Genomic DNA, 25,885 nt, shown 5'->3' with positions numbered 1-25,885 from the left:
GGGGACGGAGTCCCCTCCTACGAGGAAATCGGTTTGCGCAGGATGGCGTAGACCACCCTGTAGGTCGCCGGCAGCCCCCCGGGCTGGCGGAAGCGTTCGTAGGCCTCGATCAGCGCCCGCACCCTGGCCCGCCCGGTCAGGCCGTCGGGGCGGCCGGGGTTGAGGTTGTGGGCACCCAGGGCCTTGAGTTCGTGGGTCAGGCTGCGCAGGTCGGGGAAGTGCAGCACGCGGTCCTCGGTGGCCAGCTGCAGCACTTCCAGCCCGCTCGCCGCGCACTGCGCCTGGTAGTCGGCGAAGGCGCGGAAGCGGTTGACGTGAACGAAGCCGTCCACCGCCTGCCAGCTGGCGCGCAGCTCGCCCAGGGTGCCGACGCACAGGCTGCTGAAGGCGAACACGCCGCCCTCGCGCAGCACCCGGCGCGCCTCGCCGAGCACCGCCGGCAGGTCGGCGCACCACTGGATGGCCAGGCTGGAGAACAGCAGGTCGCAGCACTCGCCGCGCAGCGGCAGGCGCTCGGCGTCGCCACCGATGAACTGCTGCGCGCCGCCGTGCTCGCGGGCGTGGCGCAGCATGCCTTCGGCGATGTCCACGGCCAGCCCTTCGGCCTCGCCGAAGCGCCGGGCCAGGGCCCGGCTGAAGTGGCCGGTGCCGCAGCCCAGGTCGAGCCAGCGGCGCACCGCCAGGTCGGCCGGCAGCCGCGCCAGCAGGCCTTCGCCGACGCCGCGCTGCAGTTCGGCCACGGCGTCGTAGGTGGCGGCCGCGCGGGAGAAGGAAGCGGCGACCTGGCGCTTGTCCGGCAGCGCGCCGCCCAGGGGATCAGACATCGTCGCCCTCGTGGATGAAAGTCAGGATGGCCGCGGCCACCTCGTCCGGGCGCTCCAGCGGCAGGCCGTGGCTGGCGCCGGCTATGGTGTTCACTTCCACGTCCGGCAACCACGCCAGCAGGGCGTCGGCGGCGCCGGCCGGGACCAGGGCGTCGTTGCCGGCGAACAGGTGCAGTTGCGGGCCGTCGTAGCGCTCCAGCGCCGCGCGGGTGTCCAGGCGCCCCAGCAGTTGCAGGCCGGCGCTCAGCGCCCCGGCCTCCAGCGCCGGCAGCGCCACCTGCAGCTGCCGCGCCAGGGTGCGGGCGTCGCGGGCGCCCTGGCTGGCCAGCAGGGTGAAGCGCTTGCGCGTCAGTTCCGGCTCCAGCAGGAAGGCCTCGAAGAAATCCTCGAAGACGCTGTTGGGCATGGCCTGCGGCCAGTCGTCCAGTTGGCGGAAGCTGGCGTTGGCGGCCAGGGTGATCAGGCCCCGGCAGGCCTGGCCGCGGCGCGCGGCCAGCTCGGCGGCGAGCATGCCGCCCAGCGACCAGCCGGCCAGCCAGCTGCCTTCGGGCAGTTCGTCGTCCAGCTCGTCCAGCCATAGCGCCGGGTCGGCTTCGCGCGGCAGCGGCTCGATGGCCACGTGCAGGTGCGGCGCCTGCTCCAGCAGGGCGTCGCGCAGCGGCTCCAGGGGCGCGCAGCCCAGGCCCCAGCCGGGCAGCAGAATCAGTTGGTCACGCATCCTCGCCCTCCTCGGCGTCGAGTTCCGCCAGCAGGCTGCTGGAGACCTGGCGCCAGCTCTGCTCCAGGGCTTCGAGCAGGCGGTCGACCTGCTCCTCGCTGTGGCTGGCGCTGAAGGTCACTCGCAGCCGCGCACTGCCGGCCGGCACGGTCGGCGGGCGGATGGCGCCGACCAGGATGCCGTGGTCGCGCAGCGCCGCCGACAGCGCCATGGCCTGGCGGCTGCCGCCGATGAGGATCGGCTGGATCGGCGTGAAGCTGTCCATCAGCGTCAGGCCGATGGCCTCGGCGCCGCGGCGGAAGCGTGCGACCAGCTGGCCCAGGTGCTCGCGGCGCCAGTTCTCGCTGCGCAGCAGCTCCAGGCTCTTCAGCGTGGCGCAGGCCAGCGCCGGCGGCTGGCTGGTGGTGTAGATGTACGGGCGGGCGAACTGGATCAGCGTCTCCACCAGCTCCTCGCTGCCGGCGACGAAGGCGCCGGCGGTGCCGAAGGCCTTGCCCAGGGTGCCGACCAGAACCGGCACGTCATCCAGGCCCAGGCCGAAGTGCTCGACGATGCCGCCACCGCCGGCGCCCAGCGGGCCGAAGCCATGGGCGTCGTCGACCATCACCCAGGCGCCGTGGCGCCTGGCCTCGGCGCACAGGGCCGGCAGCTCGGCGAGGTCGCCGTCCATGCTGAACACGCCATCGGTGACCACCAGGGTGTTGCCCTCGGCCTTGCCCAGGCGCGTGGCCAGGCTGGCTGCGTCGTTGTGCAGGTAGCGCGAGAAGCGCGCGCCGCTGAGCAGCCCGGCGTCCAGCAGCGATGCGTGGTTGAGGCGGTCTTCCAGCACGGTGTCGCCCTTGCCCAGCAGCGCGGTCACCGCGCCCAGGTTGGCCATGTAGCCGGTGGAGAACAGCAGCGCCCGCGGCCGCCCGGTGAATTCGGCCAGGGCCAGCTCCAGCTCGTGGTGCGGCCCGCAGTGGCCGTTGACCAGGTGCGAGGCGCCACCGCCCACCCCCCAGCGCTCGGCGCCGGCACGCAGCGCGGCGATCACCTCGGGGTGGTTGGCCAGGCCCAGGTAGTCATTGGAACAGAAGGCCAGCATCGGCCGGCCGTCGACCCGCACCAGCGGGCCCTGCGGCGACTCCAGCAACGGCCGCTGGCGGTAGAGATCGTCCGCCTGGCGCTGGGCCAGGCGGGCGGTGAGATCGAAGGACATAAAGCAGGCTCCAGGCGGCAGGCTATAGGCTTCAGGCTAAACCACAGCCGGCCATGACGCTCTCGCTGTGGCCTGCCGCCTGTAGCCTGCAGCCGCTCTCAGACTGCCGCGTCGTAGAACAGCTGCGAATCGCGCTGCTCGACCAGGGCCTGCTCGATGGCGGCCTGGTGCACCTCGTCGGCGTGCTCCTCGCGCGCCTCGGGCTTGATGCCCAGGCGGGCGAACAGCTGCATGTCCTTGTCGGCCTGCGGGTTGGTGGTGGTCAGCAGCTTCTCGCCGTAGAAGATCGAGTTGGCGCCGGCCATGAAGGCCAGGGCCTGCATCTGCTCGTTCATCTGCTCGCGGCCGGCGGACAGGCGCACGTGGGACTTGGGCATCATGATCCGGGCCACGGCCAGGGTGCGGATGAAGTCGAAGGGGTCGACGTCCTTCTCTTCCGCCAGCGGGGTGCCCTTCACTTTCACCAGCATGTTGATCGGCACCGACTCCGGGTGCTCGGGCAGGTTGGCCAGTTGGATCAGCAGGCCGGCGCGGTCGGCCACCGACTCGCCCATGCCGAGGATGCCGCCGGAGCAGATCTTCATCCCCGCCTCGCGCACGTAGGCCAGGGTCTGCAGGCGCTCGCCGTAGGTGCGGGTGGTGATGATGTTGCCGTAGAACTCCGGCGAGGTGTCGAGGTTGTGGTTGTAGTAGTCCAGCCCGGCCTCGGCCAGGGCCTGGGTCTGCTCCTGGGTCAGCTTGCCGAGGGTCATGCAGGTTTCCAGGCCGAGGCGCTTCACGCCCTTCACCATTTCCAGCACGTAGGGCATGTCCTTGGCCGAGGGGTGCTTCCAGGCCGCGCCCATGCAGAAGCGGGTGGAGCCGATGGCCTTGGCCTCGGCGGCCGCTTCCAGCACCTTCTGCACTTCCATCAGCTTCTGCTTGTCCAGGCCGGTGTTGTAGTGGCCGGACTGCGGGCAGTACTTGCAGTCTTCCGGGCAGGCGCCGGTCTTGATCGACAGCAGGGTCGAGACCTGCACGCGGTTCGGGTCGAAGTGCGCGCGGTGCACCGTCTGCGCCTGGAACAGGAGGTCGTTGAAGGGCTGCTCGAAGAGCGCCTTCACTTCGGCGAGGGTCCAGTCGTGGCGGGTGACGACGGATGCGGATGCACTCATGGGGAATTCCTTCGGACGCGGGCTGACGCCTCGTTGTTCTCGACCACCACGGCTGGCGCGGCGGTTCAGGCTTTGGAGGCATGATATGTAAGCCTTGGTCGCTGTCAACCAAGATGAAGTCACAAGTCGACAAGTGACTACTAATTGATCAACCCTGAGCCACGGCGGCGCCCGGCGCGGAAGCCGCGGGGTACGCCACCGTGGCGGTCAGCTAGGCCAGGAAGAAGCGGTACAGGTTTTCGACCTGCTGCTTGTAGCGACGCCGCGCCACCAGTGCTTCCTCCAGGGAGATGGCGACGAAACGGGCCTTCTGGTTGGGCTGCAGCTGGGCCATGCGGTCGAGGTCGGCGCTGATCACCGTGCCGATCATCGCGTAGCCGCCGCCGGATACCGCGTCGCGGTGCAGGACGATGGGCTCCAGGCCGCCGGGCACCTGGATGGAGCCGATCGGGTAGCAGGCGTCGACGATGTTCGACGGGTCGGAACCGGCGCCGAACGGCTGCTCGCGTGGCTCGAAGGCCAGCGGCGTGCCGCCCTTGAAGCGGAAGCCGGTACGGTCGGCCTCGGAGCCGACGGTCCAGGTATCGGCGAAGAACTGCTCGGCGGCCTGTGCCGTCAGGCGATGGTGGTAGAGCCCCGGCACCACCCGCAGGCTGATCTCGCCGCCGACCTCGATCTGCAGCGAGCGCGGCAGCGCCAGGCCCTCGCGACCGGCACCAGCGGGGGCGCCCAGGGGCAGCTCGTCGCCGGCCTGCAGGCGCCGCCCGGAGAAGCCGCCGATGCTGCCCAGGCCATAGGTGGAGCGGCTGCCCAGCACCTCGGGCACCTCGATGCCGCCGTCGATGGCGATGTAGCCACGGGCGCCGGCCTTGATGAAGTCGAAGCCCAGCACCTGCCCGGCGCGCACGCGGAAGGCGCAGTCCAGTGGCATCTGGGCGCCGTCCAGGCGTGGCGTCATGGCCGCGCCGCAGACCGCCACCAGGGCATCGCGCTGGAATTCCAGCTGCGGCCCGAGCAGCGTGCACTCCAGCGCCGCGGCGGTGGCCGGGTTGCCCACCAGCAGGTTGGCCGCGCGCAGGGCGTATTGGTCGAGCGCGCCGGAGGGCGGGATGCCCAGGTGGTAGTAGCCTTCGCGGCCGGCGTCCTGCACCGAGGTGGCGAGGCCGGGCTTGAGCACCTTAAGCGACATGGAGCACCTCCTGCAGTCGTTGCTTGCAGCCTTGCGGGTCGGCGAGGAAAGCGTCGAGGTCGAACTCGACCGGGCGGATGCGCAGCGCGAAGCTGCCCGCCTCCACCTCGGCCAGGGCGCGGTCGTACGCCTCGCGGTCGATGGGGCGGAACTGGACGATGTCGCCGGCGCGGAAGAACACCATGGAATCCTGCAGGTAGCCCAGGCGCTGCTGCGGGTCGTAGATCGGCGCCGGGGTGACGCCGAACATCTGGTAGCCGCCGGCGCCGCGCACCGAGTAGATGCAGCCAAAGCAGCCGCCGTGGCCGAGGGTCAGCCTCGGCGTATCGGTACGCGGGCGCAGGTACTTGGGCACCTGCAGCTGCCGCTCGCGCTCGACCATCTGGTACATGAACGGCAGGCCGGCGACGAAGCCGACCATGGAGACGAACCAGGGCGTGCCGCTGTGCGCCTCGATGAACGCCTGGGCGTCCTGGTAGCCGTTGATCCGCGCCGCGTATTCCAGGTCGGTGGAGTCCGGGTCCTGGTGGCGGTCGCGGAAGCGCATCAGCGTCTCATGGGTCCAGGGGTCGTTGTACAGCACCGGGATCTCGATGATCCGCGTGCGGATGCTGCGCTCGGTGGTGGCATGGGCCTCCAGCTCGCGCACCTGCTCCAGCAGCGCCTGCGGGGCCACCTGGTCGGGGTCGAAGCGGACCTGGAAGGAGGCGTTGGCCAGGCACACGTCGAGCACGCCGGGGATGGCCTGGCGCTCGATCGCCCGGGTGATGGCCATGCCGCGGAAGAAGGCCTCCAGCGACATGGATTCGGCGACCTCGGCGAACAGGTGCTCGTCGCCGCCGAAGCTGTAGCGGATCTGCTCGTGCATGTCACACCTCCAGGGCGGCGGCGCGCTCGGCCAGCCAGGTTTCCAGGGTGCCGGTGTCGAACTGCGCGGCGCGCACGCGCGGCTCCGCCAGCAGCCAGCGGTGCAGCGACAGGGTGGTGGCCATGCCGCTCAGCTCGGTCTCGTCCAGGGCCTTTTGCGCACGGGCGAAGGCTTCCTCGCGGTCCTTGCCGTGGACGATGATCTTCGCCAGCAGCGAGTCGTAGTAAGGCGGTACGCGGTACCCGGGATACAGGTGGCTGTCCACCCGCACGCCGTCGCCCTGGGGCCAGCCGAGGCCCTCGACCGTGCCCGGGCAGGGGAAGAAGTTGCGCGCCGGATCCTCGGCGTTGATGCGCATTTCCAGCGCCGCGCCGCGCAGGCGGATGTCTTCCTGGCGCAGCGCCAGCGGCTCGCCGCCGGCGATGCGCAGCATGGCCTGGACCAGGTCGATGCCGGTGACCATCTCGCTGACCGGGTGCTCGACCTGGATGCGGGTGTTCATCTCGATGAAGAAGAACTCGCCGCTGTGCGAATCGAACAGGTATTCCAGGGTGCCGGCGCCGCGGTAGCCGAGGCTCTGCGCCAGGCGCACGGCGCTGGCGCAGAGCGCCTCGCGCTGGGCCTCGCTCAATGCCGCCGAGGGCGCCTCCTCGAAGACCTTCTGCCGGCGCCGCTGCAGCGAGCACTCACGCTCGAACAGGTGCACCGCGCGCTGGCCGTCGCCGAGGATCTGCACCTCGATGTGCCGCGCCTGGCGGATGAAACGCTCCAGGTACACCGCGCCGGAACCGAAGGCCGCCTGGGCCTCGCGCTGGGCGATGGGGAATTCGCGGCGCAGCTCCTCGGCGTCGTGGGCGATGCGGATGCCGCGCCCGCCGCCACCGGCCGAAGCCTTGACCAACAGCGGGTAGCCGACCGTTTCGGCACAGCGCAGCGCGGCCTCGACGTCCTCCAGTTCGCCCGGCGAGCCCGGTACCACCGGCACCCCGGCGGCCATGGCCGTGCGCCGCGCCTCGGCCTTGTCGCCCATGCGGCGGATGGTCCGCGCATCGGGGCCGACGAAGACCAGCCCGGCGGCGTTGACCGCCTCGGCGAAGTCGGCGTTCTCGGAAAGGAAGCCGTAGCCGGGGTGGATCGAGTCCGCCCCGCTGTCGCGCGCGGCCTGCAACAGCGCCTCGGCGTTCAGGTAGCTGCGGTCGGCGCGGGCCGGGCCGATGATGCGCACCTCGTCGGCCTGGCGCGCGGCCAGCGAGTCGGCGTCCGCCTCGCTGCACGCCGCGACCGTGGGGATGCCCAGGGCCCGCGCCGCGCGGATGATGCGCACGGCGATCTCGCCGCGGTTGGCCACCAGCAGTTTCTTCAGCATGGCCGGGCCCTCACGCGTCGCCGTCGATGGTCGCCAGGGCCTGGCCCGGCTCGATCGGCTCGCCATCCTCCACCAGGAAGGCGCGCAGGGTGCCGGCGCATTCGGCCTGCACCTCGGAGAACTGCTTCATCACTTCCACCAGGCCGATCACGCTGCCCGGCTCGACGCGCTGGCCGGCTTCGGCGTAGTTGGGCGCATCCGGGCTCGGCTTGCGGTAGAAGGTGCCCGGCAAGGGCGACTGCACGGTATGTTCGGCCATGACTGTTCCTCATTGTTCGAATGTATGGATGGCAGATGCAGTGATGGAAGGCCCCGCCAGGCGGGGCGGCGCTCAGCGCGGCGCCTCGATGCGGATGCCGGCGCCCAGCAGGGCGGCGCGTGTCGCCTCGACCAGCGCCAGGGCGCCGGGGGTGTCGCTGTGGATGCAGATGGAGTCGAAGGCGATGGCGATGTCCTCGCCCTCCACCGTGCGCACCCGGCCCTCCTGGCAGGCGCGCAGCACCTTGGCGGCCACCTCCTGGGGATCAAGTGCGCGCACCCGGCGGATGAAGACGATGGAGCCGCTGCGGTCGTAGTCGCGGTCGGCGTAGAACTCGCGCACCACCGGCTGGCCCAGTTCCTGCGCGGCGCGCCAGGTGGCCGAGCCGTCCATGCAGAACAGCGCCAGCTGCGGGTCGAGGCGCTGCAGGGTGGCGACGAACTCGCGGGCCGCCGCCTCGTCGCGGGCCAGGTGCATGTAGAGCGCGCCATGGGGCTTGATGTGCTGCAGGCTCGCCCCCTGCAGGCGGGCGAACTCACGCAGCGCGCCGAGCTGGTAGAGCATGTCGTTGACCAGTTCGGCGGCCGGCGCGTTGATGTGCCGCCGGCCGAACCCGACCAGGTCGCGAAACCCGGGGTGCGCGCCTATGCCCACGCCATGTTCCAGGGCCAGCTCGACGGTGCGGCGCATGATGCTCGGGTCGCCGGCGTGGAAACCGGTGGCGATGTTGGCGCTGCTGATCAGCGGCATGATCGCCGCGTCCACGCCATCGCCGATGGTCCAGGGGCCGAAGCCCTCGCCCATGTCGGAATTGAGATCGACTGTCTGCATCGCCGCCCGGCCCCTGTATGCGTTGTTGTGAAGGTCGTTGGGGTGACCTTAAGTCGCAGGGGTGTCATTGGGTAGATTTATTATCCGATACAGTAGATTCTGAAAAACAGATACCTACCGGAGCACCGCCCCATGGCTTTCACCCTGCGCCAGGTACGCTACTTCGTGGCCACCGCCGAGGTCGGGCAGATCTCCCAGGCGGCGCTGAACCTGCACATCTCGCAATCGGCCGTGACCAGCGCCATCCAGGAACTGGAGGGCCTGCTGGGCGCCGCGCTGTTCACCCGCACGGCCCAGGGCATGACCCTCACCGACAACGGCCGGCATTTCCTCAACCACGCCTATTCCATCCTGCGCAGCGTCGAGGACGCGCTGAACAGCCCGCTGCCGGACACCCACCTCAGCGGCAGCCTGAACGTGGCGGCCAGCTACACCGTGATGGGCTACTTCCTGCCGCACCACCTGCAGCGCCTGTCGCAGTGGTACCCGGACCTGAGGCTGCACCTGCACGAGCAGGAACGGGTGGACATCGAGCGCGGCCTGATCGAAGGACGCTACGACATGGCCGTGGTGCTCACCGGCAACCTCACCGAGCCGCAGATCACCGCGGAGACGCTGTTCAGCTCCACCCGCCGCCTCTGGCTGCCGATACGCCACCCGCTGGCCGAACGCACGGCCGTGGGCCTGGCCGAGGTGGCCGGCGAGCCGTACATCATGCTGACCGTCGACGAGGCGGGCGAATCCTCCATGCGCTACTGGCAGCACAGCGGCCAGCAGCCGCGGGTGATCCTGCGCACAAGCTCGGTGGAGGCGGTGCGCAGCATGGTCGCCAACGGTTCCGGCGTGGCCATCCTTTCCGACCTCGTCTACCGTCCCTGGTCACTGGAGGGCAAACGCATCGAGACGCTCACGCTGGTCGACGCGGTGCCCTCGATGAGCGTCGGCCTGGCCTGGCACCGCGACCGCGAGTTCACCCCGGCGATGAAGGCGTTCCGCGAATACTTCCGGCAGTCCTTCCTGGCGCCGCAACTGAGCAGCACACGGCGCTGAACCCGGCGGCCCTCGCGCCACTCCAATGGGCGGAACACTGGGAAAACGATACGGACATGGAAACAGAAGGCGTTTTCGACTGGCTCGGCCAGACACTCGGCAAGGCGATCCGCTTCGTCGTCGACCTCCTCTCCGGCCTGCTGGGCAGCATCTGGGCGGCCATGGACCAGTTCCTCCACGGCCTGGCCCGGGCCATCGGAATGGACGTGTCGATCTTCAGCTTCGTCCTACTCTTCCTCGGCCTGTTGCTGCTCTACAGTGGCATCCGCGCCTTCGTCCGGCGCTCGTTCTTCGGCGGCATCCTGCTCACCGTGCTCGGCCTCATCGTGATGAGCTGGCTGATCCACTGAGCGTCCGCCGGGGCATCACCCGGAGGACGCCACCCTGCTCACGTTCGCCCGCCTGCGCGCCCTCCTCGCGCCACCCCTGGACTGCCTGTTCTGCGGCGGCCCTGCCGATACCGGCCTGCCGCTGTGCGCCGGCTGCGATGCCGACCTGCCCTGGCTGGGCGGCCACTGCGGCACCTGCGCCCTGCCGCTGCCGGAACACGGCCTGACCTGCGGCGAATGCCTGCGCCGGCCGCCGCCCTTCGAACAGGTGCTGGCGCCCTGGCGCTACGCCTTCCCGGTGGACGGCGCCATCACCCGCTTCAAGCACCAGGCCGACCGGCCCCTGGGGCGGCTGCTGGGCCAGTTGCTGGGGCGCCACCTGCGGCATGCCTTCGCCGAGGGCCTGCCGCTGCCCGACCTGCTCCTGCCGGTGCCCCTGGCCCCGCGCCGGCAGCGCCGGCGCGGCTTCAACCAGGCCGAGCTGCTGGCCCGCAACCTGGCCGCGGAGCTCGGCCTGCCCTGGCGCCAGCCGCTGCGCCGGGTGCGCGACACTCCGGCGCAGCAGGGCCTGGACAAGGCCGAGCGACGGCGCAACCTGCGCCAGGCCTTCGCCCTGGACGACGCTACGGCCCTGCGCGGCCTGCACCTGGCGCTGGTGGACGACGTGCTGACCACCGGCGCCACCGCCACGGCCCTGGCGCAGCTGCTGCGACGTGCCGGCGCAGAGCGGGTGGACGTCTACTGCCTGGCCCGCACGCCGAAGCCGGGCTGAACCCGCGGCGGGCATCCGACGGATTCCCCTTGCCTTTTGCCGGCGCAGCTACCAGCCTCGCCCTATCGCGAACACAACAACGAAAACGATGACCAGCCTCAGCCTCCTCACCCAGCACGTCACCCGCCGCCCGCAACGCATCGCCCTGCTCGCGCAGATCGCCGCGCTGGGCTCCATCACCCAGGCCGCCAAGGCCGCCGGCATGAGCTACAAGACCGCCTGGGATGCGGTGGACGAGCTGAACAACCTGGCCGAACGCCCGCTGGTGGAACGCAGCGTCGGCGGCAAGGGCGGCGGCGGCGCGCGCCTGACGCCGGCCGGCGAGCGCCTGCTGGCGCTGTACCAGCGCCTGGAGGAGCTGCGCGAGCGCATGCTCGAAACCATCGAGGAAGACGGCGAGGACCTGGAGCTGATCGGCCGCCTGATGCTGCGCACCAGCGCGCGCAACCAGTTGCACGGGCGCGTCTGCAGCATCGAGCCGGCGGGGCTGAACGACCTGGTCGGCATCGACCTGCCCGGCGGCGCGCGCATCCACGCGCGCATCACCCGCGAAAGCACCGAGAAGCTGGAACTGCGCGAAGGCCTGCCGGTGATCGCGCTGATGAAGGCCGGCTGGCTCTACGTCGACCTGCCGCAGATCGAGTGCCCGGCCGGGCTCAACGCCCTGGAGGGGCGGGTCGAGGACATCCGCGAGGCCGGCGACGGCCCCAGCGAGGTGCGCATCCAGCTGCCCGGCGGGCAGATGCTCTGCGCCCTGGTGGACCAGGAACGCATCGACATCCTCCGCCTGGCCCCCGGCAGCCGGGTGCGCACGCAGTTCTCCCCGGCGCAGGTGATCCTCGGCACGCCGGTCTGAACGAAGCCTGCCTTGAGTCAACGGCCGGCGCCGGCGGTGGGGTTCCAATAGGCCATCCCACTGCCCTGAGCCCCCGCCCATGCGCCGCTTCCTGATCCCCCTGCTGCTGATGTGCAGCGCCCTGTTGCCATCGATCGGCCAGGCCACCCCCGACGTCCTGCGCGTGGCCAGCGGCCACCAGCCGATGGCGGCCCTGGAGGCGCTGGCCGACCAGTACCAGTTGCAGACCGGCAACAAGGTCCTGCTGATCGAGGGCGACAGCGCCGAGCTGGCCCGCGACATCGGCCAGGGCATGCCCTTCGACCTGTTCTTCGCCGACGACGGCGCCCACGGCGTGCAGGCGCTGCATGCCCAGGGCCGCGGCGAAGCGCCGCGACCCTATGCCTGCGCCCCGCAGGCGCAGTATTACCTGGTGCTGGTGGAAGGCCCGCGGCACGTGCTGGCGGAACGCTTCTTCAGCTACCTGAAGGCGCACCCCGAGGCGCTGGCCAAGGCCGGCTTCCACTTCGGCGCCTGCAGCAACTGACGACACCCACGTAGGATGGCGTTGAGCGAAGCGATACCCATCGTTTTCGCAAGCTCGACCCATCCTGCGAAGAGTCCCCCAGGCGTAATGGCGCAGGAGCCAGCAATCCCACGGCGGTGTGCGTAGACTAGGGGCCTGTTCACAGTCCTGGATCGCCGCCATGTCCCATCCCTTCTCCGCCCTCACGCCCGACCTGGTCCTCGACGCGGTGGAAAGCCTGGGCTACCTCAGCGACGCGCGGGTGCTGGCGCTCAACAGCTACGAGAACCGCGTCTACCAGGTGGGCATCGAGGACGAGCAGCCGCTGATCGCCAAGTTCTACCGCCCCGGGCGCTGGAGCGATGCGGCTATCCGCGAGGAGCACGCCTTCTCCGCCGAGCTGGCCGAATGCGAGGTGCCGGTGGTGGCGCCGCTGGTGCGCGACGGCGAAAGCCTGTTCGAGTTCGCCGGCTTCCGCTTCGCCCTGTTCCCCCGCCGTGGCGGCCGCGCCCCGGAGCCGGGCAACCTCGACGAGCTGTACCGCCTGGGCCAGTTGCTCGGCCGCCTGCACGCGGTAGGCGCCACGCGCCCCTTCGAGCACCGCGAGCAGCTGACCGTGGATAACTTCGGCCACCAGTCCCTGGCCACCCTGCTGGAAGGCAACTTCGTACCCAAGAGCCTGCTGCCGGCCTACGAGTCGGTGGCCCGCGACCTGCTCAAGCGCCTGGACGCCCTGTTCGTCGACAACCGCTATACCTCCATCCGCCTGCACGGCGACCTGCACCCGGGCAACCTGCTGTGCCGCGACGAGGCCTACCACATGGTCGACCTGGACGATTGCCGCATGGGCCCGGCGGTTCAGGACCTGTGGATGATGCTCGCCGGCGAGCGCCAGGAGCGCCTGCTGCAACTCTCGGAGCTGATCGACGGCTACCAGGAGTTCCACGACTTCGACCCGCGCCAGCTGCCGCTGATCGAGGGCCTGCGCACCCTGCGCCTGATGCACTACAGCGCCTGGCTGGCACGGCGCTGGGACGACCCGGCGTTCCCGCCGAGCTTCCCCTGGTTCGGCAGCGAGCGCTACTGGGGCGAGCAGGTGCTGGTGCTGCGCGAGCAGATGGCGGCGCTGGACGAGGAGCCGTTGCGGTTGTTCTGACGGCGTCAACCTGTAGGAGCGGACCCTGCCCGCGATTCGCGCGCAGGGCGCGCTCCTACAGGGGAATGCCTGCTGGCTCCTATAAAACCACAGCTTTTTCCGCGCCGTCCGGCAACGGAAACTGAACACACAGACAACATCGGCCGCGCCACCTAGAATGGCGCGGCCACTCTTCTCTACTGCCGCAAGGACGTCCGATGGCCACCGCCAATCCCCGCCGGGGCTATGCCCTGGGCCTGACCGCCTATGTCATCTGGGGACTCTTCCCGGTCTACTTCAAGCTGCTGGAACGCATTCCCGCCCTGGAAATCATCACCCACCGGGCCATCTGGTCGGCGCTGTTCGGCGCCGCGCTGCTGCTGGTGTGGAAGCACCCCGGCTGGTGGCGCGAGCTGCGCGACAACCCGCGGCGCCTGGCCGTGCTCGGCGCCAGCGGGGTGCTGATCGCCAGCAACTGGCTGGTCTACGTCTGGGCGGTGAACAACGGGCACATGCTCGAGGCCAGCCTGGGCTACTACATCAACCCGCTGATCAACGTGCTGCTCGGCCTGGTGGTGCTGCGCGAGCGCCTGCGCCCGCTGCAATGGGTGGCCGTGGGCCTGGCCGCCCTCGGCGTGGCCCAGCAGGTCTGGCAACTGGGCAGCCTGCCCTGGGTGTCGCTGGCGCTGGCGCTGACCTTCGGCTTCTACGGGCTGATCCGCAAGCAGGCGCCGGTGGACGCCCTGCCCGGCCTGGTGGTGGAAACCTGGATGCTGCTGCCGCTGGCCCTGGTCTGGCTGCTGCTGTTCGCCGACGGCCCCAGCGCCCACCTGGACTTCTGGAGCAGCCCGCAGGCGCTCTGGCTGGCCGCCGCCGGCCCCGTCACCCTGGTGCCGCTGGTGTGCTTCAACGCCGCCGCCCGCCACCTGCCCTACGCGACCCTGGGCTTCCTGCAGTACATCGCGCCGACCCTGGTGCTGCTGCAGGCCGTCCTGCTGTTCGGCGAGCACCTCAACCCGACGCGCCTGGTCGCCTTCGGCTGCATCTGGGCGGCGCTGGTGGTGTACAGCGTGGACATCTGGTACCGCCTGCGGCGCGCCTGATCATTTCCTGAGCGATAGCTTGCAGGCCCCGTCCGGCGGGGCCTGCAGCCAGGCATCCGGAACTTTTCCACAGTTTCATCCAGCGCTGGCGGGGATAACCCCGCAATGCCGCAGCCGGACCGAAGCGCCGTGGCAACGACAGCGATGGCTGCTCAGAACGCGTACAAATGCCTGCAGGGCACGTGGCCAAAGGCCGCCGACGATCTACCCAAGGGTTTTCCACAGGGCTTTCCCGGGTTTCTGTGCAGGACCACGACGGGCCTGGCGCTTTTTTGAGCACTCCTCGCGAAACCAGCATCCACGCAGCCTGTAGCCAGGCATACAGCAGTTGCCCACAGCGCGACCCACGGTTTTTGTGCAAAGACGTGGATAAGCCGCCCACCCCGGCGGCCGCCCCGGGCACGGATCATTTTCTGAGCGAACCGCCAGAGGTCACGCACAGCCTGACGTACAGCCATCCATCCACAGCCAACCAACAGGACAACCCACGGTGATTGTGGGCAACCCGTGGCGACCTGTTCACAGCGAAGCACTGCGCCTGAAACGCCGCCATGCGGGCCTTCCAGCGTTCAACGCACATTTCCTCAACAGACTTATACACAGGCCGCCGGTGTTTTTCCGCACCTCAGTCCTCCTTGTGGAAATTCAGGTCCACCATGAGGTCGTCGGCCAGGGCCTCCAGGTGCTGCTGCAACTGCTCCAGCGGCAGCGTCAGCGGCACCGCCAGCACCGCGTCGGCGTGGAACAGCGGCTCGCCGCTCATGGGCGCCGGCAGCACCTCGGTGGTCAGCCGCTCCAGGTTGACGCCGTGTTCGGCCAGCAGGCGGGTGATGTCGCGGACGATGCCCGGGCGGTCGTTGCCCACCAGGTCGAGGTGGATCGGCTTCCAGTTGCAGGAAGGCTCGATGCCGCTGTCGGCCAGCAGCACGCGGATGCCGTGGTCGCCCAACTCCTGCAGGCCTTCCACCAGTTCGTCGTAGCCTTCGGCCGGCACCGCCACCCGCAGGATGCCGGCGAACTGCCCGGCCATGCGCGACATGCGGCTTTCCAGCCAGTTGCCGCCGTGGCCGGCGATGCATTGGGCGATGCGTTCCACCAGCCCCGGCTGGTCCTGGGCGATGATGGTGAGCACGAGATGGTTCATGGCAGCCTCCTGCGTCGATGCGTCAGCCCCGGGCCTCGCCCAGGTCCAGCCAGTAGGTGTAGAAACGTTCGTCACGCTGGTAGCCCAGGCGCTCGTAGAGGCCCTGGGCATTGCGGTTGTCCTTCGCCGTTTCCAGCTGCAGGCCGCAGGCGCCGCTGGCCTCGGCGTGGGCGCGGGCGGCGTTCATCAGCGCCTCGCCATGGCCGTCGCGGCGGGCCGCCGGCAGTACGTAGAGGTCGCTGAGCAGCCAGGCCGGGCGGAGTGCAAGGGAGGCGAAGAAGGGGTACAACTGGACGAAGCCCAGGCCCACGCCGTCGATGCTGCGCGCCAGGTAGATCACCGATTCGCCGCGCTCCAGGCGCTGGGCGAGGAACCCGCGGACGTCCGCCGGGGGCGCCGGCACTTCGTAGAAATCCAGGTAGCCGGCGAACAGCGGGACCAGCTCGTCGAGGTCGGCAAGGGTGGCGCGGGCGATGGGCATGGTGATCCTCCGAGGGTGAAGCCTGAGTATAGGCCGCGGCGCGGAGCCAGCTGCGACGGGGCGTCGCAGGTTCCTCGCCGAATAAATCGTGTACTGTTTTCAGATTTATCTGGAACAATTCACCAGTTTTTTGCGAACATTGTTGCTGCTACGTGACTGAGATGCGTTCTTTGGTCTAACCGCGACGCAAGCCCACTGATTTTTCCCACGGCATCATGTAGTATTCCGCGGCTCGGACTACAAGGCGTCTTGCCTGGGTTCCGAGCTGGTCCTGAGCAGAGTGAGGCAAGCAATGACTGAACGCGTTCAAGTCGGTGGCCTGCAGGTCGCCAAAGTCCTGTTCGACTTCGTCAACGACGAAGCCATCCCCGGTACCGGCGTAGACGCCGGCAAGTTCTGGGCAGGCGTGGAGGCCGTGGTCAACGACCTGGCCCCGAAGAACAAGGCCCTGCTCGCCAAGCGCGACGAGCTGCAGGCCAAGATCGATGGCTGGCACCAGGCTCGCGCCGGCCAGGCCCATGACGCCGCGGCCTACAAGGCCTTCCTGCAGGAAATCGGCTACCTGCTGCCCGAAGCCGAAGACTTCCAGGCCAGCACCCAGAACGTCGACGAAGAAATCGCCCACATGGCCGGCCCGCAGCTGGTGGTGCCGGTGATGAACGCACGCTTCGCCCTGAATGCCTCCAACGCCCGCTGGGGCTCGCTGTACGACGCGCTCTACGGCACCGACGCCATCAGCGAAGAGAACGGCGCCGAGAAGGGCAAGGGCTACAACAAGGTCCGCGGCGACAAGGTCATCGCCTTCGCCCGCGCCTTCCTCGACGAGGCCGCGCCGCTGGAAGGCGGTAGCCACGTCGACGCCACCGCCTACACCGTGAACAACGGCGCCCTGGTGGTCACCCTGAAGAACGGCAGCCAGACCGGCCTGAAGAACGCCGCCCAGTTCATCGCCTTCCAGGGCGAAGCGGCCAAGCCGCAAGCCGTGCTGCTCAAGCACAACGGCCTGCACTTCGAAATCCAGATCGACCCCACCAGCCCGATCGGCCAGACCGACGCAGCCGGCGTGAAAGACGTGCTGATGGAGTCCGCGCTGACCACCATCATGGACTGCGAAGACTCGGTCGCCGCGGTCGACGCCGACGACAAGGTGATCATCTACCGCAACTGGCTGGGCCTGATGAAGGGCGACCTGGCAGAAGAAGTCAGCAAGGGCGGCAGCACCTTCACCCGCACCATGAACCCGGACCGCGTGTACACCAAGGCCGACGGCTCGGCGCTGACCCTGCACGGCCGCTCCCTGCTGTTCGTGCGCAACGTCGGTCACCTGATGACCAACGATGCCATCCTCGACAAGAACGGCAACGAGGTTCCCGAAGGCATCCAGGACGGCCTGTTCACCAGCCTGATCGCCATCCACAACCTCAACGGCAACACCAGCCGCAAGAACACCCGCACCGGCTCGGTATACATCGTCAAGCCGAAGATGCACGGCCCGGAAGAAGTCGCCTTCACCAGCGAGCTGTTCAGCCGCGTCGAGGACGTCCTCGGCCTGCCGCGCAACACCCTGAAGGTCGGCATCATGGACGAGGAGCGCCGCACCACCATCAACCTCAAGGCCTGCATCAAGGAAGCCCGCGAGCGCGTGGTGTTCATCAACACCGGCTTCCTCGACCGGACCGGTGACGAGATCCACACCTCCATGGAAGCCGGCGCCGTGGTGCGCAAGGGCGCCATGAAGACCGAGAAGTGGATCGGCGCCTACGAGAACAACAACGTCGACGTCGGCCTGGCCACCGGCCTGCAGGGCAAGGCGCAGATCGGCAAGGGCATGTGGGCCATGCCGGACCTGATGGCCGCCATGCTCGAGCAGAAGATCGCCCACCCGCTGGCCGGCGCCAACACCGCCTGGGTGCCCTCGCCCACCGCGGCCACCCTGCACGCGCTGCACTACCACAAGGTCGACGTGTTCGCCCGCCAGGCCGAACTGGCCAAGCGCGCACCGGCCTCGGTCGACGACATCCTGAGCATTCCGCTGGCGCCGAACACCAACTGGAGCGCGGAGGAGATCAAGAACGAGATCGACAACAACGCCCAGGGCATCCTCGGCTACGTGGTGCGCTGGATCGACCAGGGCGTCGGCTGCTCCAAGGTGCCGGACATCAATGACGTCGGCCTGATGGAAGACCGCGCCACCCTGCGCATCTCCAGCCAGCTGCTGGCCAACTGGCTGCGCCACGGCGTGATCACCGAGGAGCAGGTGGTCGAGAGCCTGAAGCGCATGGCTGCGGTGGTCGACCGGCAGAACGCCAACGACCCGCTGTACCGCCCGATGGCGCCGAACTTCGACGACAACGTGGCCTTCCAGGCCGCGCTGGAACTGGTGGTCGAAGGCACCAAGCAGCCCAACGGCTACACCGAGCCGGTGCTGCACCGCCGTCGTCGCGAGTTCAAGGTGAAGAGCAAGGCGAAAAACGGCCTCTGATTCGCGCCAGCGTGAGCTGAAAAACCGCCCTTCGGGGCGGTTTTTTCATTTCTGGCCCGCCTTTTTCCCGAAAACCGACAGGCGCCGATTGCGCAGGCTGGTTGCACTTTGCGATCATTTGCGAATAGTTATCGTTTTGTCGTTCATTCCGAATCGGGGTGGGGGAGCAAAGGTGTCGGCAGTCCAGACTGGCAATGGCGAATTCGTAGGCGCGCTCTACCGCGACCATCGCGACTGGCTGCTCGCCTGGCTCAATCGCAGCGTCGGCTGTCCGCAGCGCGCCGAGGACCTCGGCCAGGACACCTTCGTGCGCATCCTCGGCCGCCGCGAGCTGCCCAGTCTGCGTGAGCCGCGGGCCTTCCTGGTGACCGTGGCCAAGGGCCTGCTGGTGGACCACTGGCGCCGCCAGGCGCTGGAGCAGGCCTACCTCGACGAACTGCTGCAGCTGCCCGAGGCCGAGCAGCCCTCGGTGGAAACCCAGTTCCTCATCCTCGCCGACCTGCGCGAGATCGACCGCCTGCTGGGCAAGCTGTCCAGCCGCGCGCGCAGCGCCTTCCTGCTCAACCGCCTGGATGGCCTGGGCCACGCCGAGATCGCCGAGCGCCTGGGCGTGTCGGTACCCAGGGTGCGCCAGTACATCGCCCAGGGCCTGCGCCAGTGCTACATCGCCCTGTACGGCGAGCCGACATGAAGGGCCCGGTCTCCGTCCGCATCCTCGACGAGGCCATCGCCTGGCAGCTGCGCCTGGGCTCCGGCGAGGCCCGTGCCGAAGACGAAGCCGCCTTCGCCCACTGGCACGCCGCCCACAGCGAACACGCCCGCGCCTGGCACCAGTTGGGCATGCTCGACCACAACCTGGGCGCGGCCGCCGCCCCCGCGGCGCGCAGCGCCCTGCTGCGGGCGCCGGGCGAGTCGCGGCGCAAGCTGCGGCGGCTGGCCGGCACCGGCCTGTCGCTGCTGCTGGCCGGGGTGCTGGCCCTGGGCGTGGGCAACCGCTACCTGCCGCTGCGCTACGCCCTGGCCGACGTGGTCACCGGCACCGGCGAGCTGCGCGAACTGCGCCTGCCCGACGACACCCTGGTGCAACTGGACAGCCGCACCGCCCTGGACATCCGCTTCGACGCCAGCGAGCGGCGCATCGTCCTGCTCGACGGCGAAATCATGGTGCAGACCGCCCACGGCGACAGCCGCCCGTTCATCGTCGAGACCCGCGACGGCCGCCTGCGCGCCCTGGGCACCCGCTTCCTGGTGGAGCGCCGGGCCGACGGTACCCTGCTCAGCGTGCTGCAGTCCGCGGTGGCGGCCAGACCCGAACGGGGCCGCGACGAGACCGTCATCCCCCAGGGGCGCCACGTGCTGGTGCGCGCCGACGGCCTGGGGCCGCTGGAAGCCAACAGCGCCACCGCCGACGCCTGGACCCACGGCATGCTGGTGGCCGACAACCTGCGCCTGGCCGACCTGCTGGAGAAACTCGGCCAGTACCGCAGCGGCTACCTCGGCCTGGACCCGGCGCTGGCCGACATGCGCATCAGCGGCAGCTTCTCCCTGCGCGACACCGACCTGGCCCTGGATTCGCTGCCGCCGAGCCTGCCGGTGCGCGTCGAGCGGCACGGCGACTGGTGGGTGAAGGTGGTGCCGCGCGGCTGAGCCTGCCGGCCGCGCGAAATGCTCTTCGTAAAAACGCTCTTCGTAGGAGCGAGCTTGCTCGCGAATGGCATTTACCGGGGACAACGGTGCTTCGGATTTACTCCGCTCCCTCTCCCCAACCCTCTCCCTGAAGGGAGAGGGGGCTGTCCGGCATGAACGGGAAGTTCGGCGCAAACCTGAGACGACCTTGTCCGCGATAGCCGAACGCCCCTTGATCACGCTGTATCGGACTGGAAATAGGCCCCACGAAATTTTTTTCGCACAGCCCTATCACTTTCCGATTGTCGTCCGGCAATCAGGCGAACGAAACATATTCACACCCAGGAGTGAATCCCCGATGCCGTCCCCCACCATGGCCTTCCGCCCGCACCTGCTGGCCGCCGCCATCCTCCTCGCCAGCCCGCTGGCTTCCGTCGCCGCCGACGCCGTACGCGACTACCAGCTGCCCGCCGCTCCGCTGGCCAGCACCCTCAACCGCATCGCCGCGGAAGCCGGGATCAGCCTGAGCCTCGACCCGGCCCTGGCCAGCGGCCGCAACGCCCATGCCGTGCAAGGCCGCTACGACGGCCTCGGCGCCCTGCGCCAGGCGCTGGAAGGCACCGGCCTGGAACTGGTGGAGAACGCCTCCGGCAGCTACAGCGTGCGCCCGCTGCCCAAGGACACCCTGGCCATGGGCGCCACCACCGTGAGCGCCGTGCAGGAAGACCCGGACGGCCCGGCCGTCGGCTACCTCGCCACCCGCACCCGCGCCGGCACCAAGACCGACAGTTCGATCCTCGAGACGCCCAAGTCGATCTCCGTGGCCACCCGCGAACAGATGCAGGACCGCAACGTGCAGAACCTCGACGACGCGGTGCGCTACATGCCCGGCGTGATCGCCAGCAGCTACGGCAGCGACACCCGCGCCGAATGGCTGAAGGTGCGCGGCTTCGAGCCCACCCAGTTCCTCGACGGCCTGCCCCTGCCCAAGGGCTCCTACACCATGCCCAAGCTGGAGACCTGGGACCTGGAGCGCGTCGCCCTGCTGCGCGGCCCGGCTTCCTCGCTGTACGGCCAGACCCCGCCCGGCGGCCTGCTGGACATGGTCAGCCGCCGCCCGCAGGAGGAAAGCAGCCATGAAGTACAGCTGCAGGTCGGCAGCTACGAGCACAAGCAGATTGCCTTCGACAGCACCGGCAAGATCGACGACCAGGGCCAGATGCTCTACCGCGTCAGCGGCGTGGTCCGCGACAGCAACACCCAGGTCGAGCATGTCGACAGCAAGCGCTACAACATCGCGCCGAGCGTCACCTGGAACTTCAGCGACGACACCCGCCTGACCTTCCTCTCGCAGTTCAACCGCGACGATACCGGCATCACCAGCCAGTTCCTGCCGCTGCAGGGCACCAAGCTGTCGACCCCGGCGGGCAAGGTGAAATTCCACGAGAACCTGGGCGACCCGGACTGGGAATTCTACGACAAGACCTACTACGCCCTGGGCTATGCCTTCGAGCACCGCATCAACGACGTCTGGCAGTTCCGCCAGAACCTGCGCTACACCAAGAGCGACCTGTCGTTCCAGGGCATCACCGCCGGCGGCTGGGCCACCGCGGTGAGCGACGACGGCACCCTGGCGCGCGGCGCCAACGTGGTCAACGAAGACATCAGCCAGTTCGCCATCGACAACAACTTCCAGGCCGACTTCGCCACCGGCCCGGTCAAGCACACCCTGCTGCTGGGCCTGGACCACCAGCGCGCCAACACCAACTACCAGTGGCTGTACGGCAGCGCGCCGAGCAGCAACATCATCCACCCGGTCTACGGCCAGGACTTCAGCAACGTCAGCTACACCGCGTACAACGACTACGACCAGAAGATGCGCGACACCGGCCTCTACGCCCAGGACCAGATGGCCCTGGACAACTGGCGCCTGACCCTCGGCGGCCGCCAGGACTGGGCCCATACCGGCTCGAAGTTCTACAACGCCGGCGGCGCCACCGACACCCGCCGCGACAGCCAGTTCAGCGGCAACGCGGCGCTCAGCTACGTGTTCGAGAACGGCCTGGCGCCCTACGTGTCCTACGCCGAGTCGTTCCAGACCGAGGCCGGCGGCAACAACGGCGCCGCCTTCGAGCCGAGCACCGGCAAGCAGTACGAAGTGGGCGTGAAATACCAGCCGACCGGCAGCAACCTGCTGCTCAGCGCCGCCGTCTACGACCTGACCCGCCAGAACATCGTGCTCTCCGATTCCCTGGGCCGCAGCAGCCCGGTGGGTGAGGCGCAGGTCCGCGGCTTCGAGCTGGAGGCGGTCGGCGACGTCACCGAGAACCTCAAGATCACCGCCGCCTACACCTACTCCAACAGCAAGATGACCAAGGTCGCCAACCCGCTGGACAAGAACCGCCCGCTGCCGCTGACCCCGGAGAACCAGGCCTCGCTGTGGGCCGACTACACCTGGCACCAGGGGCTGCTCGACGGCTTCGGCGTCGGCTTCGGCACCCGCTACGTGGGCGAGACCGACAACATCGCCATCGGCAGCATGGGCTACGTGCGCGACAAGTCGGACGGCCACACCGGCTCCTACACCCTGTACGACGCCGCGGTGCGCTACGACCTCGGTCGCCTGGACAGCAACCTCAAGGGCCTGAGCGTGGCGGTGAACGCCAACAACGTCTTCGACAAGGAATACATCTCCACCTGCGACGGCTTCTACTGCTACTACGGTGACCGTCGCAACGTGGTCGCCAGCCTCGACTACAAGTTCTGACCTCCGGCCGCCATGGCGGCCGCCCTCCCCACGGCGCGTTCCCCGCGCGCCGTTCGCCTCCCGGCGCGTGGCGCGCTACAGTGCGCCTTCCAACGGCCACGCCCGGGAGCACCCCCATGCCGCAAAGCCCGCGACTCCTGCCCGCCCTGCTCGGCCTCCTGCTGAGCTGCACCGCCCACGCCGCCGATCCGCAGTACTACCCCCTGAGCAAAGGCAGCGCGCCCCAGGCCGTGGCCATGCTCGACGACGGCCGGCTGTGGTACGTCGCCGGGGGCAATGGCTCGCTGGGCCGCTTCGACCCGCAGAGCGGCCAGGACGAGCAGGTCAGCCTGGGCAAGGGCTCGCAGCCGCGCGCCGTGCTGGCCGGCCCGGACGGCGAGGCCTGGATCGCCGACAGCGGCCTCAACGCCCTGGTGCGCGTCGACCCGGAGCGCCTCGGCAGCGAGGTGGTGCCGCTGCCCAAGGAGGCCGCCGACGCCGGCCTGGACAGCCTGGCCTACGATGACGACCACGACATCTGGTTCACCGGCGGGAAGGGTTTCTACGGCCGCATCGACCCCGCCACGCGCAAGCTCGAGGTCTGGGCCACGCCCGGCGGCAAGAGCGCCCAGGGCCTGGCGGTGACGCCCGACGGCCAGGTCTGGTACGCCTCCGCCGACGACGACAGCATCAACCGCATCGACCCCCTCGGCCAGGCCGTCACCCGCTTCCCGCTGCCCGAAGCGGGCGGGCGACCGCAGCAACTGGGCGCCGACTCCATCGGCCGGCTGTGGGTCAGCGAGGCCGGCAGCGGCCGGCTCGGCCGCTTCGACCCCAGCGACGGCAAGTGGAAGAGCTGGCGCCTGCCCGGCGACCACCCACAGCCCGGCGCGCTCTACGTCGATGCCATGGACCGCGTGTGGCTCAGCGACCCGGGCGGCGACGCCGTGCTGCGCTTCGACCCGCAGAGCGAGAAATTCACCGCCTACCCCAGCGACCAGGCCGAGGCCCGGGTCAGCCAGCTCAGCGGCCGCCCCGGCGAGGTCTGGGGCGCCGACGCCGGCAGCGATAGGCTGCTGGTCATCCGCGAATAACCAGGAGATGCCATGAGCCCCACCCTCACCCTGTTCCACGCCCCCGCCTCGCCCTTCGTGCGCAAGGTCATGGTGCTGCTGCACGAGACCGGCCAGCTCGACAAGGTGCGCCTGCAGGCCGCCAGCCTCAGCCCGGTGAGCCCGGACGCCGGCGTCAACGCCTGCAACCCGGCGGGCAAGATCCCCTGCCTGCGCCTGGCCGACGGCCAGGCCCTGTACGACAGCCGGGTGATAGCCGAATACCTCGACCAGCAGCACACCGGCGAACCGCTGGTCCCCCGCGAAGGCCCGCAGCGCTGGCAGCGCCTGACCCTCGCCGCGCTGGCCGACGCCGTCATGGACGCCGCCGTGCTGAGCCGCTACGAAACCTTCGTGCGCCCCGAGCAGAAGCGCTGGGACGACTGGCTGCAGGGCCAGCAGCAGAAGATCGAGCGTGCCCTGGAGCACTTCGAGAACGAGGCCTTCGCGACGCTGAACGAGCGCTTCGACATCGTCGCCATCGGCCTGGCCTGCGCCCTGGGCTACTTCGACTTCCGCCGCCCCGACTGGGCCTGGCGCGAACGCTACCCGAAGCTGGCGGCCTGGTACGCCGAGGCCGCCAGGCGCCCCTCCCTGCAGGCCACCCAGCCGGCCTGACGGATCGGCACGGCGGATAACGCTGACGCGTTATTCGCCGCGGGCAGCAGGGCCAGGCTGGGCGCGCCCCCCGCTCTTCGCAGGAGCGAGCTTGCTCGCGAACCCTTCCCCGCGCACCCGCAACACCAGGCCGGCGATCCGCCGGGCCAGGCGCCGGCCGGCCCGGCGCTCCTCGCGCACCCCGCCCCAGGCGCTCACCGGCGCGCTCCCGGCAGTACAGCGATCAGCAGCTGCATGGCGGCCTCCTTCAGCCTTCGTGGCTCACTTCGTCCAGGGAGAACTGTGGCTCCGCGCGCCGGCCGACGCCGTACCAGTCCAGCCGGCGGGTCAGCGCCATCACCCCGGCGAGCACCGCGAACAACAGCAGCGAGCCCATCAGCAGCGCATAGTCCTCGGCCCGCAGCAGGCCATAGAGCATGGCGTAGAGCAGCCCCAGGCCGGCGCCGAAGGCGCAGCCGCGCACCACGCTGCGCAGCACCGTGCACAGGTAGAAGCCGATCAATGCCACGCAGGCGCCGGCGGAGGCCAGGTAGGCACGCTCGAAGCCGACGTGCTCGGCCAGCGACAGCAACAGCAGGTAGAACAGCGCCAGGGCCAGGCCCACCAGGGCGTACTGCACCGGGTGCAGGGCCAGGCCCTTGAGCACCTCGAAGAGGAAGAAACCAGCGAAGGTCAGGCCGATGAACAGCAGCGCGTACTTCAGCGCGCGGTCGGCCTTGAGGTACTGGTCGACCGGGTCCACCAGGCTGACGCCGAAACCGCGCGAGTCGAAGGTGTCGCAGCCCTTGCCGGCGAAGCAGTTCTGCAGCGCCTCCTCCATGCTGCTGGCGAAGAAGCTGGTACGCCAGCGCGCGCTGAAGCCGTCGGCGCCGATGCTGCGCTCCACCGGCAGGAACTCGCCGCCGAAGCTGGGGTGCGGCCAGTCGGCCTTGAGGTTGACCTGGCTGTCGCGGCCCACCGGGGTGATGTCCAGCCGCGAGCTGCCCAGCAGGGCCAGTTCGAAGGCGTAGTCGAAGCGCTGTTCGGCGGCGCTGGCGTCCAACGGCAGGGGCGCGTGCACGCCCTCGCCCAGGCGCTGCGAGCGGCTACCGGGAGCGAAGTCCAGGGTGCGGCCGTCGAGGCTCAGCTTGAGCGCGTTCTGGATGCCGCGCACGTCGCTGATGCCCACCGCCAGGAACGGCTGCTCGAAGCGGTAGCTGCCCAGGTCGTCGCGCACGCCGTAGCGCGCCGGCACCACGAAACTGCCGCTGACGCGGCTTTCCAGGTGGTACAGGCGCGCCTCGTAGATGCCGCGGTGGCGCAGCTCGGTGCTCATCTGGCCGTCGACCAGGAAGGTCTCCGGCAGGAAGTACAGGCGCCCGCGCTTCTCCCGCTGCACCTGCACGCGGGTGCCGCTGCGCTCGTCGCGCTCCCACTCCAGCACCTGGCGCACGTAGGGCACCACCAGCAGCGGCCCGCGCAGGCGCTGGGCGTAGGCGGAACTGCGGGCGATGTCCTGCAGCACGCCGTCGCGGTAGGC

General features: G+C 69.5%; 25 protein-coding genes. 13 read left to right on the top strand and 12 right to left on the bottom strand.

Annotated elements, in window-relative coordinates; translation table 11 throughout:
- Positions 1–17 precede the first annotated feature (17 nt).
- From bioC to DK254_RS01530, 9 genes are all read right to left on the bottom strand, one after another.
- On the bottom strand, positions 18–824 hold the full coding sequence (gene bioC / locus DK254_RS01570) for a malonyl-ACP O-methyltransferase BioC (protein ID WP_109931737.1): 807 nt from the start codon (positions 822–824) through the stop codon (positions 18–20).
- Positions 817–1,542, bottom strand: a complete 726-nt coding sequence (locus DK254_RS01565; RefSeq protein WP_109931736.1) for an alpha/beta fold hydrolase — start codon at positions 1,540–1,542, stop codon at positions 817–819. Before DK254_RS01565 ends, bioC begins: the two co-directional genes overlap by 8 nt.
- Entirely contained in the window at positions 1,535–2,740 is a 1,206-nt protein-coding gene (bioF, locus tag DK254_RS01560; RefSeq protein WP_109931734.1) for an 8-amino-7-oxononanoate synthase, read from the bottom strand. Before bioF ends, DK254_RS01565 begins: the two co-directional genes overlap by 8 nt.
- A 98-nt stretch (positions 2,741–2,838) precedes the next feature.
- Positions 2,839–3,894 (bottom strand): biotin synthase BioB, encoded by a 1,056-nt coding sequence (bioB, locus tag DK254_RS01555; RefSeq protein ID WP_109931732.1) that lies wholly within the window; start codon positions 3,892–3,894, stop codon positions 2,839–2,841.
- A 211-nt stretch (positions 3,895–4,105) separates the two neighbouring features.
- Positions 4,106–5,083 (bottom strand): biotin-dependent carboxyltransferase family protein, encoded by a 978-nt coding sequence (locus DK254_RS01550; RefSeq protein WP_109931730.1) that lies wholly within the window; start codon positions 5,081–5,083, stop codon positions 4,106–4,108.
- The gene (locus tag DK254_RS01545) at positions 5,073–5,951 is read right to left on the bottom strand and encodes an allophanate hydrolase subunit 1 (RefSeq protein ID WP_109931728.1); all 879 of its coding nucleotides are present in this window, start codon (positions 5,949–5,951) and stop codon (positions 5,073–5,075) included. The genes DK254_RS01550 and DK254_RS01545 overlap by 11 nt, the downstream gene beginning before the upstream one ends.
- A gap of 1 nt (position 5,952) precedes the next feature.
- Positions 5,953–7,317 (bottom strand): acetyl-CoA carboxylase biotin carboxylase subunit, encoded by a 1,365-nt coding sequence (locus DK254_RS01540; RefSeq protein ID WP_109931727.1) that lies wholly within the window; start codon positions 7,315–7,317, stop codon positions 5,953–5,955.
- Between the two features lie 10 nt (positions 7,318–7,327).
- Positions 7,328–7,576 carry an acetyl-CoA carboxylase gene (locus tag DK254_RS01535; RefSeq protein WP_089392929.1) on the bottom strand — a complete coding sequence of 83 codons (249 nt, stop codon included), beginning with the start codon at positions 7,574–7,576 and terminating at the stop codon, positions 7,328–7,330.
- Positions 7,577–7,648: 72 nt separating this feature from the next.
- Positions 7,649–8,407, bottom strand: a complete 759-nt coding sequence (locus tag DK254_RS01530; RefSeq protein ID WP_109931725.1) for a 5-oxoprolinase subunit PxpA — start codon at positions 8,405–8,407, stop codon at positions 7,649–7,651.
- A gap of 132 nt (positions 8,408–8,539) precedes the next feature.
- On the opposite strand from DK254_RS01530, the gene DK254_RS01525 reads away from it, so the two are divergent.
- The 7 genes from DK254_RS01525 to rarD all read left to right on the top strand — a co-directional run bounded on the left by DK254_RS01525 (position 8,540) and on the right by rarD (position 14,157).
- Complete coding sequence (locus tag DK254_RS01525) at positions 8,540–9,457, top strand: LysR family transcriptional regulator (protein WP_109931723.1); 918 nt, start codon at positions 8,540–8,542, stop codon at positions 9,455–9,457.
- 56 nt (positions 9,458–9,513) lie between these two features.
- Positions 9,514–9,807, top strand: a complete 294-nt coding sequence (locus DK254_RS01520) for a hypothetical protein (RefSeq protein ID WP_109931721.1) — start codon at positions 9,514–9,516, stop codon at positions 9,805–9,807.
- Between the two features lie 52 nt (positions 9,808–9,859).
- Positions 9,860–10,558: a ComF family protein gene (locus tag DK254_RS01515; RefSeq protein ID WP_256595807.1), complete on the top strand. Its 699-nt coding sequence runs from the start codon at positions 9,860–9,862 to the stop codon at positions 10,556–10,558.
- Positions 10,559–10,646: 88 nt separating this feature from the next.
- The gene (locus DK254_RS01510) at positions 10,647–11,414 is read left to right on the top strand and encodes a TOBE domain-containing protein (protein WP_109931718.1); all 768 of its coding nucleotides are present in this window, start codon (positions 10,647–10,649) and stop codon (positions 11,412–11,414) included.
- A gap of 79 nt (positions 11,415–11,493) precedes the next feature.
- The gene (locus DK254_RS01505; RefSeq protein WP_109931716.1) at positions 11,494–11,940 is read left to right on the top strand and encodes a substrate-binding domain-containing protein; all 447 of its coding nucleotides are present in this window, start codon (positions 11,494–11,496) and stop codon (positions 11,938–11,940) included.
- A gap of 160 nt (positions 11,941–12,100) precedes the next feature.
- Complete coding sequence (locus DK254_RS01500; RefSeq protein WP_109931714.1) at positions 12,101–13,075, top strand: serine/threonine protein kinase; 975 nt, start codon at positions 12,101–12,103, stop codon at positions 13,073–13,075.
- Between the two features lie 197 nt (positions 13,076–13,272).
- Positions 13,273–14,157: an EamA family transporter RarD gene (gene rarD, locus DK254_RS01495; RefSeq protein ID WP_109931712.1), complete on the top strand. Its 885-nt coding sequence runs from the start codon at positions 13,273–13,275 to the stop codon at positions 14,155–14,157.
- A gap of 625 nt (positions 14,158–14,782) precedes the next feature.
- Here the strand turns inward: rarD and DK254_RS01490 are convergent.
- Positions 14,783–15,301 (bottom strand): glycine cleavage system protein R, encoded by a 519-nt coding sequence (locus DK254_RS01490; protein ID WP_043269369.1) that lies wholly within the window; start codon positions 15,299–15,301, stop codon positions 14,783–14,785.
- Between the two features lie 22 nt (positions 15,302–15,323).
- The gene (locus DK254_RS01485) at positions 15,324–15,782 is read right to left on the bottom strand and encodes an N-acetyltransferase (RefSeq protein ID WP_109931710.1); all 459 of its coding nucleotides are present in this window, start codon (positions 15,780–15,782) and stop codon (positions 15,324–15,326) included.
- A 292-nt stretch (positions 15,783–16,074) separates the two neighbouring features.
- On the opposite strand from DK254_RS01485, the gene DK254_RS01480 reads away from it, so the two are divergent.
- The 6 genes from DK254_RS01480 (at position 16,075) to DK254_RS01455 (ending at position 24,366) form a co-directional block, all read left to right on the top strand.
- Positions 16,075–18,264 carry a malate synthase G gene (locus DK254_RS01480; protein WP_109931708.1) on the top strand — a complete coding sequence of 730 codons (2,190 nt, stop codon included), beginning with the start codon at positions 16,075–16,077 and terminating at the stop codon, positions 18,262–18,264.
- A gap of 172 nt (positions 18,265–18,436) precedes the next feature.
- Positions 18,437–18,955, top strand: coding sequence for an RNA polymerase sigma factor (locus tag DK254_RS01475; protein ID WP_009615470.1), 519 nt, complete (start codon positions 18,437–18,439; stop codon positions 18,953–18,955).
- Positions 18,952–19,911, top strand: coding sequence for a FecR family protein (locus tag DK254_RS01470; protein ID WP_109931706.1), 960 nt, complete (start codon positions 18,952–18,954; stop codon positions 19,909–19,911). Before DK254_RS01475 ends, DK254_RS01470 begins: the two co-directional genes overlap by 4 nt.
- A gap of 337 nt (positions 19,912–20,248) precedes the next feature.
- Complete coding sequence (locus DK254_RS01465) at positions 20,249–22,657, top strand: TonB-dependent siderophore receptor (protein ID WP_218281385.1); 2,409 nt, start codon at positions 20,249–20,251, stop codon at positions 22,655–22,657.
- A gap of 116 nt (positions 22,658–22,773) precedes the next feature.
- On the top strand, positions 22,774–23,730 hold the full coding sequence (locus tag DK254_RS01460; protein WP_109931704.1) for a lyase: 957 nt from the start codon (positions 22,774–22,776) through the stop codon (positions 23,728–23,730).
- A 12-nt stretch (positions 23,731–23,742) separates the two neighbouring features.
- Positions 23,743–24,366, top strand: coding sequence for a glutathione S-transferase N-terminal domain-containing protein (locus DK254_RS01455; RefSeq protein ID WP_109931702.1), 624 nt, complete (start codon positions 23,743–23,745; stop codon positions 24,364–24,366).
- Between the two features lie 247 nt (positions 24,367–24,613).
- Here the strand turns inward: DK254_RS01455 and creD are convergent.
- Positions 24,614–25,885, bottom strand: a 1,272-nt coding sequence (gene creD / locus DK254_RS01450; protein WP_109932913.1) for a cell envelope integrity protein CreD, incomplete at its 5' end; no start/stop codon positions are given.

The sequence above is a fragment of the Pseudomonas sp. RW407 genome, from assembly GCF_003176655.1.
GTDB classification, from domain to species: domain Bacteria; phylum Pseudomonadota; class Gammaproteobacteria; order Pseudomonadales; family Pseudomonadaceae; genus Pseudomonas; species Pseudomonas delhiensis.
The sequence above is the reverse complement of the archived record's forward strand: the minus strand, read 5'-3'. Positions and strand labels throughout refer to the sequence as shown.

Bases quoted from the DNA above. Each gene is read 5' to 3' on its own strand.
- DK254_RS01545 (WP_109931728.1), bottom strand. From the start codon at position 5,951: ATGCACGAGCAGATCCGCTACAGCTTCGGCGGCGACGAGCACCTGTTC.
- DK254_RS01550 (WP_109931730.1), bottom strand. From the start codon at position 5,083: ATGTCGCTTAAGGTGCTCAAGCCCGGCCTCGCCACCTCGGTGCAGGAC.
- DK254_RS01480 (WP_109931708.1), top strand. From the start codon at position 16,075: ATGACTGAACGCGTTCAAGTCGGTGGCCTGCAGGTCGCCAAAGTCCTG.
- bioF (WP_109931734.1), bottom strand. From the start codon at position 2,740: ATGTCCTTCGATCTCACCGCCCGCCTGGCCCAGCGCCAGGCGGACGAT.
- bioC (WP_109931737.1), bottom strand. From the start codon at position 824: ATGTCTGATCCCCTGGGCGGCGCGCTGCCGGACAAGCGCCAGGTCGCC.
- DK254_RS01505 (WP_109931716.1), top strand. From the start codon at position 11,494: ATGCGCCGCTTCCTGATCCCCCTGCTGCTGATGTGCAGCGCCCTGTTG.
- DK254_RS01525 (WP_109931723.1), top strand. From the start codon at position 8,540: ATGGCTTTCACCCTGCGCCAGGTACGCTACTTCGTGGCCACCGCCGAG.
- rarD (WP_109931712.1), top strand. From the start codon at position 13,273: ATGGCCACCGCCAATCCCCGCCGGGGCTATGCCCTGGGCCTGACCGCC.
- DK254_RS01455 (WP_109931702.1), top strand. From the start codon at position 23,743: ATGAGCCCCACCCTCACCCTGTTCCACGCCCCCGCCTCGCCCTTCGTG.
- DK254_RS01535 (WP_089392929.1), bottom strand. From the start codon at position 7,576: ATGGCCGAACATACCGTGCAGTCGCCCTTGCCGGGCACCTTCTACCGC.
- DK254_RS01485 (WP_109931710.1), bottom strand. From the start codon at position 15,782: ATGCCCATCGCCCGCGCCACCCTTGCCGACCTCGACGAGCTGGTCCCG.
- DK254_RS01530 (WP_109931725.1), bottom strand. From the start codon at position 8,407: ATGCAGACAGTCGATCTCAATTCCGACATGGGCGAGGGCTTCGGCCCC.
- DK254_RS01470 (WP_109931706.1), top strand. From the start codon at position 18,952: ATGAAGGGCCCGGTCTCCGTCCGCATCCTCGACGAGGCCATCGCCTGG.
- DK254_RS01565 (WP_109931736.1), bottom strand. From the start codon at position 1,542: ATGCGTGACCAACTGATTCTGCTGCCCGGCTGGGGCCTGGGCTGCGCG.
- DK254_RS01460 (WP_109931704.1), top strand. From the start codon at position 22,774: ATGCCGCAAAGCCCGCGACTCCTGCCCGCCCTGCTCGGCCTCCTGCTG.
- DK254_RS01465 (WP_218281385.1), top strand. From the start codon at position 20,249: ATGCCGTCCCCCACCATGGCCTTCCGCCCGCACCTGCTGGCCGCCGCC.
- DK254_RS01490 (WP_043269369.1), bottom strand. From the start codon at position 15,301: ATGAACCATCTCGTGCTCACCATCATCGCCCAGGACCAGCCGGGGCTG.
- DK254_RS01540 (WP_109931727.1), bottom strand. From the start codon at position 7,317: ATGCTGAAGAAACTGCTGGTGGCCAACCGCGGCGAGATCGCCGTGCGC.
- bioB (WP_109931732.1), bottom strand. From the start codon at position 3,894: ATGAGTGCATCCGCATCCGTCGTCACCCGCCACGACTGGACCCTCGCC.
- DK254_RS01500 (WP_109931714.1), top strand. From the start codon at position 12,101: ATGTCCCATCCCTTCTCCGCCCTCACGCCCGACCTGGTCCTCGACGCG.
- DK254_RS01510 (WP_109931718.1), top strand. From the start codon at position 10,647: ATGACCAGCCTCAGCCTCCTCACCCAGCACGTCACCCGCCGCCCGCAA.
- DK254_RS01520 (WP_109931721.1), top strand. From the start codon at position 9,514: ATGGAAACAGAAGGCGTTTTCGACTGGCTCGGCCAGACACTCGGCAAG.